At 34.8% G+C, this 14531-nt stretch carries 9 protein-coding genes; 6 read left to right on the top strand and 3 right to left on the bottom strand.

Features of this window, described 5'->3' with window-relative positions:
- Nucleotides 1-1559: 1559 nt before the first annotated feature.
- Both ACP6PK_RS30070 and ACP6PK_RS30075 read left to right on the top strand, forming a co-directional pair.
- The gene (locus ACP6PK_RS30070) at nucleotides 1560-1973 is read left to right on the top strand and encodes an AbrB family transcriptional regulator (RefSeq protein ID WP_426565238.1); all 414 of its coding nucleotides are present in this window, start codon (nucleotides 1560-1562) and stop codon (nucleotides 1971-1973) included.
- Between the two features lie 365 nt (nucleotides 1974-2338).
- The gene (locus ACP6PK_RS30075) at nucleotides 2339-2593 is read left to right on the top strand and encodes a zinc ribbon domain-containing protein (protein ID WP_426565277.1); all 255 of its coding nucleotides are present in this window, start codon (nucleotides 2339-2341) and stop codon (nucleotides 2591-2593) included.
- A gap of 612 nt (nucleotides 2594-3205) precedes the next feature.
- On the opposite strand, the gene ACP6PK_RS30080 is transcribed toward ACP6PK_RS30075, so the two are convergent.
- The 3 genes from ACP6PK_RS30080 to holA form a co-directional block, all read right to left on the bottom strand.
- Nucleotides 3206-4267, bottom strand: coding sequence for a mevalonate kinase family protein (locus tag ACP6PK_RS30080; RefSeq protein ID WP_094674987.1), 1062 nt, complete (start codon nucleotides 4265-4267; stop codon nucleotides 3206-3208).
- Between the two features lie 18 nt (nucleotides 4268-4285).
- The gene (locus tag ACP6PK_RS30085; RefSeq protein ID WP_426565240.1) at nucleotides 4286-5245 is read right to left on the bottom strand and encodes a hypothetical protein; all 960 of its coding nucleotides are present in this window, start codon (nucleotides 5243-5245) and stop codon (nucleotides 4286-4288) included.
- Between the two features lie 1640 nt (nucleotides 5246-6885).
- Nucleotides 6886-7875 carry a DNA polymerase III subunit delta gene (gene holA, locus ACP6PK_RS30090; protein WP_426565242.1) on the bottom strand — a complete coding sequence of 330 codons (990 nt, stop codon included), beginning with the start codon at nucleotides 7873-7875 and terminating at the stop codon, nucleotides 6886-6888.
- Nucleotides 7876-8058: 183 nt separating this feature from the next.
- Here holA and ACP6PK_RS30095 point away from each other — a divergent pair, with 183 nt between their 5' ends.
- From ACP6PK_RS30095 to ACP6PK_RS30110, 4 genes are all read left to right on the top strand, one after another.
- Nucleotides 8059-8841 carry a DUF1868 domain-containing protein gene (locus tag ACP6PK_RS30095; protein ID WP_426565244.1) on the top strand — a complete coding sequence of 261 codons (783 nt, stop codon included), beginning with the start codon at nucleotides 8059-8061 and terminating at the stop codon, nucleotides 8839-8841.
- Between the two features lie 588 nt (nucleotides 8842-9429).
- Entirely contained in the window at nucleotides 9430-10692 is a 1263-nt protein-coding gene (cbiE, locus tag ACP6PK_RS30100) for a precorrin-6y C5,15-methyltransferase (decarboxylating) subunit CbiE (RefSeq protein ID WP_426565246.1), read from the top strand.
- Between the two features lie 1355 nt (nucleotides 10693-12047).
- A complete protein-coding gene (locus tag ACP6PK_RS30105; protein WP_426565248.1) occupies nucleotides 12048-12584 on the top strand; it encodes a methanogen output domain 1-containing protein in 537 nt (178 codons plus the stop codon).
- 446 nt (nucleotides 12585-13030) lie between these two features.
- Nucleotides 13031-14335 carry an ATP-binding protein gene (locus ACP6PK_RS30110; protein ID WP_426565250.1) on the top strand — a complete coding sequence of 435 codons (1305 nt, stop codon included), beginning with the start codon at nucleotides 13031-13033 and terminating at the stop codon, nucleotides 14333-14335.
- Nucleotides 14336-14531 lie beyond the last annotated feature (196 nt).

The raw sequence follows: 14531 nt of genomic DNA on the forward strand, positions 1-14531 counted from the left end.
AGAAACAAGCGGTCGTTTGCGGAGCATTCCGGAACGGAAAGTTTAGCGTTCCGCAAAACGCGTAATTAGCAGCATTCCGTCAGGAAAGTTGTGCGCCAGCTAAACGCCATATCCAATCGACCAAGAGAGAAAAAATTTTCCTTTTATTCAATCCTATCCGTTTTTAGGGAGAGGTAATTATCAATTATCAATTATCCATTATCCATTATCCATTACCCATTATCCATTATTGAATAATATCGTATCTATCTAGCAACTAGGCAGAAGTTGAAACTAAATAACTGGCTCAGAATTTGTCGGTTTATCTCAAAATACATTTTTGTAACATTTTTTTTTCACCCTTGGTATAAATCCTCTTCATATCAAATCACAGAGTCAGTAGAGAGAGAAAATATAACACGTCTAAAATTTCCAAAATTTTCACTAGAGATTAATACCAAGTTCAAAAAATACTGCTACATTAAGTTTTTTTTAGCAGTTAGAGGAAAGCTGAGTTTGGCAATACTAGAAAATTAAACAGCGTTCAAAAAATACTGCTACATTAAGTTTTTTTAGTAGTTAGAGGAAACCTCAGTTTGGCAATACTAGAAAATTAAACAGCATTGTTTTTTTCCACTCCCTATTCCTGATTCTCTACTCCCTATTCCCACTATACATGAATTTGATAGAACTATTCTAATAATTTGTCAAAATTAGATCCGATAATATGTACTGGCCAACGAAATTATTTTGTTGTGATAACTCCCTTTCTGTATTACTAAAGTTGCAAAGTAGGAAAAATTAAGGCATATAGGAGGGAGTAAATTAAGACAGTTAGTACCAGAATCCAGCAATTTCCTTGAGTAGTATGATGATTAACCAATCATTACTGTGGAAAATTGTGATTAATAATGCAACAAAGCCCAAAAACTTTAAATTATTATTCAGGCGGATGTCCTAGTTGTTGATAAAAAATTAGGGATGCCTACAGTAGTAGATTAAAACCCGAAAAACCTAGTAGGTCATTTCAATTATCAGTTAACTTTACTTCCTACTGAAGTAGGAGGGTTGAAATAGTGAATTTTATTGTTTTATCCCCTTCGAAGGAGAGGCTTGAGACATGATTTTATGGTCAATTCAAATAACTGACTAGATAATTTACCGAAAAATAAAGGTATAAAGCCTCTCATGATCAAGGAGAAACAAAAAAAATTTCCTTTTATTCAATCCTATCCGTTTTTAGGGAGAGGTAATTATCAATTATCAATTATTGAACCTACACCTGTAACATTTTTCTTTCCTCCACCCGCCTCAAAAAAAATTGCCCAAGAACAATCCTTATAGAGTAAGAACTATTGCAAATTATTTCATAATTTCATCTTAACTAGAAGAGTAAGTTCTACATTAGGGAAATCAAGATTACCTACTTAAATATTAATGGCCTTAGACAATATAATCCTTGAGGAAAATTTTTTTTGCACAATTGATAAATTTCAGTATATATTATTAATAAGCCTAACAATTTTCACTAAAATTGATTTAGTATAGTATTAATAGAGTAAGGAGAATTATTAAGAACTATGGTTGAAAATGCGACACTCCCACTAACGGGAAAGGCTTTGCTACAAAAAGTAAAAGAACTTTCTGACTTACCACGAAGAGAAACTGCTAAACGCTGTGGATATTACACAGTCACAAAAAGTGATGATACTCGTGTTAATCTCACAGATTTTTATGATGCACTTTTAGCAGCAAAAGGAGTTCCTTTAGATGCTAATGGTACGAAAGATGGTCGCGGTAGGGAACCAACTTATCGAGTTAGCGTTCATAAGAATGGCCAAATCGTTATAGGAGCTACTTATACTGAAACGATGGGTTTAAAACCAGGAGATGAATTTGAAATCAAGCTAGGATACAAACATATTCATTTGAAACAAGTGGATGATGAAAAAGCTAGTGATACTAATGGTAATGGCTCACAAATAGAAGAATAAGTGGAATGGAGAGTCGGGAATTTTAATTGACTGAGATTTAGAGGCTAATTAAACCCTTGAAAATCATTACCTACTTAATGTATCAATATTGTCAAAATTTCCAGATTCTCCCTATTTGTTTCTGGGGCATTGCATAGTTGCGGGATGATTTTGTCAGAGAGCATCAACCATAATCCCCGTTTCTCCGTTTCTCCGTGTCCCCGTGTCAGTCTCAATCATCCCAGTATTCACCAACGCCTGTTTTTGGCTTTAAGGTGAAAATTAACAGGAAAAATCTAGATTCTTATTTATCCTCTAACTCATATAAGTGTTCAGATAAATTGTGGCGCAAAAATAGAGGGATATTTTGTCAATCAGTTAGGCAAATGTTGACTTGGGCGCATTACAGGTTTGAGCTTTTCTTGAAACATAAAGCTGCTGAATACAACAAAATAGTCTTAGATGTAAGTGAAGCTTATACTAGCAAAACCGTTAGCTGGACTGGTGAAATCCTCAACAATTTAGGTAGCCAAAAAATTGTTACTGGTATCGGTTGGTTTCCGCCTCGATCGCGAAGCGGAACGGATGTTCTATCGCGACTTAAATGGAGCGCGTGGAATTTTGATCATGCATCGTGGTAGAAAAATTTTCTACCACATTGGGAGATACTCCCTCAGTAGGTTAATCTTGCTGTGCATTGTTAATAATTGTTAGCACTCATAGTATCGGAAACAAGAAAAACCAACTATTTCCAATATCCAAGAAGGTTGAAATATTAACTGAATCAGGGTTTAGTCATCTAGCACAAAAGTATGGACTTGAGATGACTATCCTGACTAATACCATTTCTCAAAAACTTTTCTACATTTGATTGAGTAGGGGAGTAGGGGAGTGTACGGACGTTGGATAACAAAAATGCGTTTTCCGTTCCGGAATGCTCCGCAAACATGTCGCGCAGCGATACGTCCGTACGGGAGAAGTCAAAATAAGGATAATCAAAGATTAAATTGTCTCAAATCAGCAAAAAGGTAATTCTCCCAAGGTAATTACTTAATAACTGAAGTATTAATCAAGTATAGCATTAATGCATGGGAATTGGTATAACTACTCTGCAAATATGTCGGCGATAACCGAAAACATAATGACAGAAATACCTTATTTTGCCTAAGTTATGAATATTGCTAGTAGAGGGAATGGATACCAAGACTCTACTGGCAGGATGTGAACCCTTAGTAGTATCCCAGATTTAATATTTAGTTGACAACGCCACCTCTAACTACTAATTTCAAACATTGCATTCTAGGAAAATTATCCTTAATTATTTCAATTAGCTTATCTTGACTAGCTGCATCTTTAGCAATAAATTGAGCTGTTCCATCTCCTTGAGACCCTACTCCTTTACCACCCCAAATATATTCTTGGAGAGGTGGATAATTGAGTAATGAGTGCAGTACAGGAGATGTTAATTGTGAAGGACAAGCGGGTATCATATATTTATCAAATTCGGTTTGTGCTTTGACCATCAAGCTACCTATTTTTTCTGCATCCCCTTGTTGCAAGGCTAATGCTGCTTGTTGAGTAATATCAGCATTAATAACCCCAAGATAATGTTGTACATTCTCATTTATGTCATTGAGTTCTTCTGTATAACATTTATTTAATCTAGTCAATATTTCTGTAGTATCTTTGCTAGCACCTAAGTCAACGATCGCGAAAAATAAATCTTTTTTTGGCTGATTAAGTTCGATAATATCTGTTTTTTCCCCATCAAATATCATCATAATTGGCTGCTTACCATAAGCACAAGCTTGGTCCATCCTACCACAACGAGAAGGGGTAGTAACTTCTCCCTGATAAGCTAACTCCATTTCATCTCTAATACTTAGGTTTAAATCATACAATAAGTTAAAAGCTCTAGCCACCAATACACAAATAGCAGCACTTGATGATAGACCTTTTTTAATTGGTAAATCTGTGAAATAATTATCTATTTCTAAACCACCTACTGGATAATTTTTGATAAGTTGATATGCAACTCCAGCCACATAACTAAAAACCCCTCCCCGGCGAGCTTCTGCTAATAATTTTTTTGGCTCCATAGGCAACTTAAATGACTGTATCAGATTGTCATTATTGAAAGTTGTCTTGACAATTAAATCAGTGGGATGGGGTTTGACATCTGCATAAATTCCTTGATTAATTCCTACTACAATAGTATAACCTTTCTCTATTTGGGGGTTAATAAGGCGATACCCTGCTGCCCAGTCACTATGTTCTCCAAATAAACAAAGGCGACCTGGTACAAAAAGTTTCATATTTTTGTTTGCTGATTCCTAATTAGGAGCTTTATCTGCTCTCTGCTTTGCTATATCTAAATTATTTTGATACTCAAGAACTTTTGTTTGTGCTGTTTGATAATTTGGGTCAGACTCTGGCACTTTTTTCATTAGATCGACAGCTTTTTGCCAGTCACTAGCTACTGCATTCCATTCAGATTTTGTTTGAGCTGTCTGAGCTTTTTGGGCAGCACTTTGGGCGCTCGTGACACCAAAATACCAAGGGTTAGAGTCGGCTGCTGTAGTTTCTGTTTTTGGAGTTGCTGAAGTCTGAGGATCGTCAGGAGAAGTTTCTGATGTAGGTTCCTTAGTCTGATTAGCTTCAGTGTTTTCTGACTTTGACTGACTCAGAAATGGTAATGGAAGTGGAAATATTCCACTAAAGTGCAATGCAGCAAGGGCAGCTACTACTGCTAATACACCTCCGAATATTAACGGGATTAAAGGAATCTTCTTTTTTTGAGACTGAGGTTGCTCTGATAAATCATCATCTTCTTCTTCGTATTCTCCTTCCTCGTCGTATTCTCCTTCCTCGTAATAATCTTCATCTGTTTCTGTTTCGTATACAGTTTCCAAGTCTTGATCGAAGTCATCTACAGTTTCTGAAAAATCTTCTCGTTCAGATTCTTCTTCAACTTCGTATGTATCGGGTATTGGTGGCGTACCTAAAAAAAATTCCTCTTCCCAGACTGGTCTACTATCTCCAGTCTGAACACCATATACCTTGACATTGTTAATTGATTCAACTCCCAATTTCTCGATTCCAGTTCGGATAAATTCAACAAGAGAAGCTTGTTGATTAGAAATTTGATCCGATTCGAGTTTAACTTCAAGAGAATCATTGTCCTTAGTTACTTGGACATCAATCCCTTTTTTTTGTAGTGAATGATTGATAATTGAGGAGATAACTTTTGGATCTCCTTGTTTAGCAAGTTCCCGCAGATTGTTTGATGTCATGACTAGCGCTCCTTTGGGCTGAAGGGCGAACAGTTAATTTACTTAATTACTATAATCAATTTTGATATTCTTATACCATTTCTTTGTAACAATGCCCTTAATAATTCCCTATTAAAGCTGATTTTTTTGGCACAGATCGCTGCTGAATATTTAATTACAGTTTCAACCCTTATAAATTAGATTTATCAGGAACTTACCATAAATATTTGATGGCAACAAATCAACCTTACTTAATCCCTTCAACTATATTTTATTAAGTGCAGTTTCATTAGGAAATGGTATTTTCGGCAAAGGTGAAAATTTTCACCATCTTAATGGTAGATTCTTGATTTTTCAAAAAATTAGGTTTTAAGTCTCTACCTAAGAAGGGAACTTTGACCCTAGATTTAAACAGGGGGAAAGATATTCAACCGCTCGGATCGGGGTTGCCCAACTGCCAAGAATTTGCAGGATTATCAAAACCTGCTACTAGGTTTTATATTACCAGAAATTATCAATTTTTCACAAGATGGAATGATTAAAATTTGCTTTTTATCTGTCTATACCTTTGGTTGAAAAAATGATTATACTACAAGTCTTAAGAAAATCTCGGACTCCCCTAACTATAGCCAAAAAAGTTATTAAATACTTGAGCTGATTCTAGAATTATGCTGATGTTAACTTTATGAATTTTGAAAAATAGTGATTTGAGATAGGCTAAGTATTGAGCCGTCAGTTATAAGTTATTAACTAATTATCAGACCGAAGGAGGAATTAATCTCCCAGGACAATTAGGATAATTAAAAGTTATGAATGGAATTAGTCATACCGTTTCACGGAATTCAAAAGTCATGCATTAAGATTTTATAGACTCATAACTTTTACGCTACAGTAGTTTCAGGAAATTCTTTCACATCTAAAGTTTGAAACTATAGTCATTCCAAATAAGGATGAAACACTTTTTTGCCTGAAACCCTTTCTAGGTAAACAAACACTCGTCCCAGTCTTATTCAGAATGACTATATTTGTGACATTTTTAAAGTTAATTGGTATCAGCAGCTAATGTTTTTAGTTATTACTTTCAAAAGCTTTTTCCGTATAAAATACTGACTTATCATACCTAAATGCTTACAAAATGATATTGAAGATTGAGGATTATTCATTATTAGGAGAGGCAATAAAGCCGGATAGAGTAATTATCAATTATCCATTATCCATTGGTAATCAGGTTGGAATTAATTGTGAAATATTTTTAAGTTTTTTTCCAGTCTATAATTTTTTCTTTTTTGCCTTTCACATACATCCCCATAAATTTAATTATGGCCAGAAAAAACCTGAAGCACAAATATTATATAGCAATCCCAAATAGGTTGTGAACAAAACATTTATTCAATAATTGATAATTGATAATTACCTCTTCCTTTTAGGAAGAGGATTGAATAAAAGGAAAAATTTTTCTTGTTTTTCCTTGAAAGGATAAGCTTTTAACCTTGATTTTTCGGTAAAAATACAACAGGCAACAGAAGTAATAATTTTCCAGTTTTTATCTATTTCTTGATTTTTGATAAATTATTTAGGGTTGCTGTAATTTATTCTAATAAATGTAAGGATAATTAACTATGAATTTTGAGTTTCAGCCCCTGATAGTTTAATCAACTTTTCTAGACATATCTTTTCTGAGAAAATAGCTGACAAAGTTCAATGACTTTGGTTTGTAGGGTAGATATTTCCTCTTTTCCTTGCTTGAGACTTACCTCCAACTCTAGTAATAAAGGTAAGGTTTTCTGTAACTTATTTAATGATAAAGACTTCACCTCCTGTCGTAAAAAATATACCCGTTTAGGGTTGCCTATTTCTGCAGCTTGGGCGATCGCCTTTTCATCTTTTTCTCCTCTCTCTATCATTAATTTTACCCAAAACCATGTTCTAAATTGGCCTACTAAAGTGGCTACTATTCTTAATGGATGTTCATTGTGGGCAATTAAATCTGATACTAGCTCCAAAGCTTTAACTGTATCTCCCGAACGAATAGCTGTGGCCAACTTTAGACTACTTTGAGTCTGAGACCCCACCAGAGTAGTAATTACTTCTAAATCTAAAACAGTATTTTGAGAAGCATAAAGTTGCAATTTAGTCAACTCACTATGGAGTTGTCGGCGATCGTTACCTAAAGCTTCTGCCAAAAAAGTAATTCCAGCAGGAGTAAGTTTAACTCCTATTTCCTGAGCCATTTCCTTGACTTGCTGCTCCAATAATTCTGTTTTCCAAGGAGGAATAGGAGAAAAATCTCGAACTTGAGCCACTTTTTGGATCAATTTTGTAGACTTAAGTCTTTTATCAGGTTTATTGGAAGTAGTAAATAATAGCACAGTTGTTCCAGGAATTTGAGGTAGAGTCCGTTCCAAATCTTCCAACAAATTTTGTGAGCAATGCTGAGTTATATTAGTATCGACGAGCCAGACAAAACGACTACCAGAACCAAACGGTGGAGTCATGGCCTGATTTAATCCAGTTTGAACTGCATCTGTTGCTGGCGAAATTTTGTCATAATTAAAGCTAGCCCAGGTAGGATCGAGGACAGATTCACGCAAAGCATTAACAGCTTGCATCATTGAATATTCATCCTCGCCAAAGTAGAGGTAAATTGGCATAAGAAGCTATTATTTGACCTAAAAATTTGGGTTTCAAGCCTCCTCTTTCAAGGGGATAAAAAAATAATATTCCGTATTTTGAACCCTCCTGGTTCAGCAGGAGGTACTGATAACTTTTAACTGTTAACGCAGTTCCTCCGATAGGAGGCTAACTGATAACTGAAATGATAAGGGGCAATTAGATTGGACGATACATATCAGAACTACATTAACCGAGTAGCTCAGATGACGCTACTACAAAGTTACAAGTCTCAGTTGGAATATATCCAACCTTCTCCAAAATTTACTAAGCTGGATGGCCAATTTCAGGCTACACCTTTTCCTGGTTATTCGGTAATTACTCCACCAGGGGAAGAGGACTCACAAAATAGTAATTTTTATCAGCATTTACAACAATGTCAAGACAAATTAAAGGAACTATTCGGTCCCAGTTTAATGATTCCGGTACCTAGCAATAGTTTTCATTTAACCTTGGCTGATTTAATTTGGGAAAGTGCCTTTATAAATGCTAGTCAAAATAATCCTCAATTTGAGGAAAAATTACGCTCTTGTATTGGAGAAAGTTTTCAGGAGTTATCTATTTCCCCAAATGGCCATAAAATTCAATGGCAAATTTTTGGAATTATAGTCATGACTAGAGCAATTGGTGTTTGTTTAGTGCCAAAAGATGAAGGTTCTTATGAGCAAGTTCTAAAATTACGTCGGTCAATTTATCAAAATCCTAATTTCATTGCTTTAGGTATTGAACAGCAATATCATTTTACTGCTCATGTTACCTTGGGATATTTTGGGGAAATTCTATCAGATTTAGATATTGCTGGTTTGGCAGATAGTATTTCAGAACTAAATCATCAATGGTTGGAAACTACTCCAGAAATTTTGGTAAATCGTGGAGAACTCCGAAAGTTTGATGATATGATGCGGTACTATCAACAACCTGATTGGCCTGTAGTAGATTTACAATGAAATCAGGCCATAAATAAGACCTGACTTCATTAGATATCTCCAGAAAAGAGGGAACAGGGAACAGGGAACAGGGAACAGGGGGGAGTAATTGATAATTTATGGATAAGAATTGATTTGATTTTTCATTTTTGGAGAAGTCTATTAGTTATATAGATAGAAGAATTGGTGAATATAATTTGAGTCCCGCCGAATAATTCCATTTTCGGCGGGTTATTTCAATTATCAGTTACCGAATAATTAAGGTTTAAAGCCTCTCACTCGCCGTGGAGAAACAATGAATTTATTTTCCTTTTATTCAATCCAATCCGTTTTAGGGAGAGGTAATTATCAATTATCCATTATCAATTATTGAACACTTAGTCTCCTGCGGAGGAACTTCATTAACAGTTATTACTCAATACGGTTCAGTTAAGGATTTTTTTTGATCGAATATCTTTTTCATCCCCTGAAAAAGGAAGGCTGGAAACCTTATTTTTTGGTCATTCGCTTATAGAAATTTTCCATTCTATAGGGTGTAGACTTATAGAACAATAGGTGAAAAACTAGATGGAGAGACTCAGGGACAAGTAGGGAAAAAACGTAATTATCGTGACTATAAATGTTATTGGCATAGGTTTAGATGGAGTTAGTGGACTAAATGAGTTAGTACGGAAAATTGTGGAAAGAGCGACTTTATTGGTAGGAAGCGATCGCCATCTCCGTTATTTTCCTAATCATAACGCCGAAACTATTTTACTTGGAGATGTACTTGAGGCAATTGTAGAAATACGACAGCATTTAGATACTCCTAATAGTTGTATAGTGGTTTTAGCTTCAGGAGATCCCCTATTTTTTGGTTTAGGAAGGTTATTAGTAACACATTTCCCAGCAGAAAAATTAAGGTTTTACCCCCATCTGAGTTCTGTACAATTAGCTTTTAGTCGCATCAAAATTCCTTGGCAAGATGCAAAAATAATTAGCGTTCATGGTCGCTCTATGGATGAGTTAATTCAAGCTTTACAGCAGGGAGTTGAGAAAATTGCTGTGTTAACAGATCCAACGAATACACCAAAGGCGATCGCTAATTTGCTACTAGCTTTAAATTTACCAACTACATATCAATTTTGGGTATGTGAAAATCTTGGTAGTGAGGATGAACGGGTGCAAAAATTGTCTATAGATGCAGTACAACAGGAAATATTTGCACCGTTAAATTTGGTAGTATTATTGCGTCAAGCTATAATAGCTAATCAAACTGTAGATTTAGTTAATTTGCCTCTGTTGGGGATACCAGATAATTATTTTTTAAGTTATGATGACCGCCCAGGGTTGATGACGAAACGGGAAGTGCGGGTGTTAATTTTAGCTGAGTTGAGTTTACAACCAGGACAAATAGTATGGGATATTGGTGCTGGAACAGGTTCTGTTTCAGTTGAAATTGCTCGCCTTTGCAGTAATTCTATAGTATATGCAATTGAAAAAACTTCAGCAGGAACAGGTTTAATTGAAGAAAATTGCCGTCGCTTTCAGGTGAAAAATGTAGTTTCTATTCACGGTAATGCTCCCGAAATTTTACATCATCTTCGCCCTCCCCATAGAATTTTTATTGGGGGTAATAGTGGTAAACTCAGAAATATTCTGGGAGTTTGTGGAATTAGAATGCTACCTGGAGGAGTAATAGTTTTAGCATTTACAACTTTGGAAAATTTGCATACTGCTGTGAGTTGGGTAGAGGAAAGAAGAAGGAGCGATCGCTCTTGGAGTTATCGTCTTTTGCAGGTGCAGTTATCTCGTTCTATACCTGTAGCTAATTTAACTCGATTTAATCCTCTTAACCCTGTCACAATTATGATTATTAGTAGAAAAACCTAAGAAAATTTAAGGCGTTGTTGAATGACTGTAGAATATAGATTCTAATTCCTTAAGAATTCAGATAGGTTCATTAATTGATAATGGATAATTGATAATTGATAATTACCTCTGGTTAAAACCGTTCTTGATTTAAAATAAGGAAATATTATTTCTTCTCTTGGTCGATTGGATATGGCGTTTGCTAGCGCAAAGCTCCGCTTTATATGTCGCGCAGCGAAACGCGTAGCGTCCCGGAGGGAAAGGAGACCCGAAGAATGCAGAGCCGCTCCGCTAACGCCATCCCACCCTACGGGAAGCTCCGCTTTTCATGTCGGCTCAAGCGCCGAAACGACCGCTTTTTTCCCCTATCCAAGGGGAGGCTTTAAACCATAATTATTTAATTATTAATAATTCGGTAATTTTGATAACTAAGATATCCGTCCGAAGTCCAGAAATTATCCTCAAAGCAACTCCTATAAAAAATTCTCAACACCTATAGCGCTAGGCACAATACAAAGGTTAAAAGCCAAAATTTACAGCGGTTTCTGCTGTTATGAAGTACATATATTTAGGGTTTTAGGGAACAGGGAATAGGTATGGAGAGAAGTAGAAGCAGGAAGTAAATATTAAAATGTCGTTATATGACGTTTTATATCAGTTTTATGAAGCAGAAATGCTTCTTAATTTGAAACGGAGAGGCAATAAGCCAAATTGATTAATTATCCATTATCCATTGGTAACGTAGTGCTATATAATTTTAGTATCTAGTACCAACTTTCAAAAGAAAAAGAATAAAGAAAACCCAGCCAATTTTGGCTGGGTTTGATCAATCAGGGTGTATCAATAATTAGATTTTCGCATAAATTGTGACAAATTCCGGAAAAGTTGCTAATTTTTCCTAAAAAAACCTCCTTCAAATCTCTTCTCTTTTACCTGTTATCTTCTGGAGCTGTTGTCTACTCTTGCAAAAAGAGTTATATCTTTTCTTTTTCATGTCTATGTCTTATGTCTATAGTCTAATATCAAATCCGGTAGCATCGCATAATTCCTTAGGACTTAGGACTCAGAAGTTAGAAGGGAAGATGAAGAGGGAAATATTTAAGAATTATAGCAGTTTTCATGTTTTTTAGAGTACAGAGATTTCGGTTTAAAGGAAGAAGGAAGAAGTAATGCAAGTCATGAAGTGAAAACCGCTATAAGTTACTCGGACATTTTTTTTATACCTAATTCCACATATTTGATATAACATTTTTCAAGAAAATTGGTATAAGAAAAATCTATGTATTTATAGTATTATTAAAAAGTATTGTAGTCCAGATATTAAATACAGCTATAGTGATAATAGAAAAGTTATAAAAATCTCAATTATTTTGATTATGAGTTTATCTCAAGATATTCCAAACCCTATTTCTCAGCTTGATCTCATCCTCGAACGAGACGTATTCCTACGAACCTTAATTCGGGAACTATCGGGAACATTACAGGAGATTGTCGGGTTAGAAGAAGCAGCAGGTTTTATTAGTGTTGTAGGTCAAGCTATGGGAGACCAAATCAATAGTAGTTATAAATCTGCATTGAACGTTTCTAACCTTTCTCGGGAAGAAGTTGCTCAAGTATTAGTAGATTTGAAGAAAAGAATTCAAGGAGATTTTTACATAATTGAGGAGGATGATGAAAAAATTGTTTTTGGTAACCGAGTTTGTCCGTTTGCTGAAAAAGTTATTGATCGTCCTTCTATGTGTATGATGACTTCTAATGTTTTTGGTTCAATTACAGCTAATAATTTAGGGTATGCTAAAGTTGAGTTGCAAGAAACAATTGCAGAAGGGGATGAGAGCTGTCGGGTAGTAGTTTATTTAAAACTAACAGAAGATGCAGAAGATGCAGAGGGAAGAGAATACTTTAAAGCATAAAACATCATTTATTTGATTTATATTATGTCTGGTTAATTAGTGTTGAAAAAAACTTTCTCTGTAATTATGCCTTCCTTTTTGCTCCTGACTCCTAACGCCTCCTTTATTATTTCTAATTATTCAACCGGACATGATATGAATACCTTCTTTCTTTTCTATCCTCAAACCTAATTATTAGAACTCATTTTCAGATGTTATCAGAGCTATATCGAGAAGATACAGGGAAGGTAAGAAGTATTTTTCTTTTGCCCATATTGCCTCTCCTAACTTTGTCTTCAGTCCTCAGACTTAATTATTTATAACTTTCAAGCAGAGATAATATTATTTACTGGTTTGAAGAGATAGAAATGATCTTTTGATTTAGCAAATCAAGGCTTTTAGACTTGTCTGAATTATAGAATATTAAAATCTCCCAGAAAGGGGGGAAGCTTTAAACCAGATTTTTTGTGAAAGTATCAAACATGACTCCTGAACAGTTTACTGAATTAGCTAGGGTGTTACCTGAACCCTCTATATTTCTCAATTCAACAGGTGAAATTCTAGCCATCAATAAGCCAGGTACTTCCCTGTTTGAGTTATCTACTAAAGAGTTAAAAGGTAAACAGCTTTGTGAATTTCTCACGGACAAAGAAGAGAATATAAAGAAATATTTGCAGGCTTGTTCAAGAAGTCGGAAAATGGTTATAGGTTCCCTCACAATTCGCACATCTACTGGAAATACAGTTATTTGTCGTTCAGAAGGAGCTGTAATTCAGCCAAAGCAACTTGAATCAGCAGCTCAACTCCTTTTACGTCTGGAAAAAAAGAGTGAAGCCAATAATAGCTTTATTCTACTGAATCAAAAAATTCAGGAATTAAATATTCAAGCCAAGTTAAAGCTGGCCTTACATGAGTTACAAGAAACTCAGATGCAGTTAATTCAGAAAGAGAAACTTTCAGCTTTAGGAAAAATAGCTGCTGGAATTGCCCATGAAATTAATAACCCAGTGAATTTTATCCATGGGAATTTGAGTCCTGCTCAAGAATATGCTCAAAATTTATTAAGATTAATTCAATTATATCAGCAATACTATCCAGAGCCACCTCCAGAAATTCAAGAGGAAATTAAGGAGATTGATTTAGAATTTATCATCGAAGACCTAACAAAATTGCTCCAATCAATGAGTATAGGAACACAAAGAATTCGTGAAATTGTCAGAACAATGCGAATCTTTTCTCGTTTAGATGAATCAGAAATTAAGTATATAGATATTCACGAAGCTTTAGATAGTACCTTAATGATTCTAAAAAATCGCTTGTACTCTACACCTAATTCTCCAAATATTAAAGTGATTAAGAATTACGGAAAATTGCCGAAAATACAATGCTATTGTGGGCAAATTAACCAAGTATTTATGAATATTATCAGTAATGCTATTGATGCATTAAATGAATATCAAGAAAAAAATATTCAAGAGATTAAGGCAAATTCGCCTCAAATCCAAATACAAACAGAAGTATTAAATTTTGATTGGGTTACTATCAGAATTATAGATAATGGTCCGGGAATAAACGAAGAAATAAAGTTAAAATTATTTGACCCTTTTTTTACAACTAAAGAAGTTGGCAAAGGAACAGGATTAGGTTTATCAATTAGCCATGATATTATTACAGAAAAACATGGTGGAAAAATATTTTGTTATTCCCAATTAGGAGAAGGAACAGAGTTTGTTATTCAGATTCCAATACAGTTGAAAACAAGATATTCTTGAGCCAAAAATATCAAAAAAACAGTCTGAATACTTATAAGGTAAAGGTATATAATATAGCAGTCCTATTTTATTTGTGTATAAAAATCTTACCGCTTTTAGGGAACAGGGAACGGGGAACAGATAACAGGCAGGAGTTTCAAGTTTTTTATCTACTTTTTGATTACCCACGACCTATGGGCGGATTGCTATAATAATT

The sequence above is a fragment of the Dapis hubbardiae BLCC-M172 genome (assembly GCF_050016015.1).
Classification (GTDB): Bacteria; Cyanobacteriota; Cyanobacteriia; order Cyanobacteriales; family Microcoleaceae; genus Trichodesmium.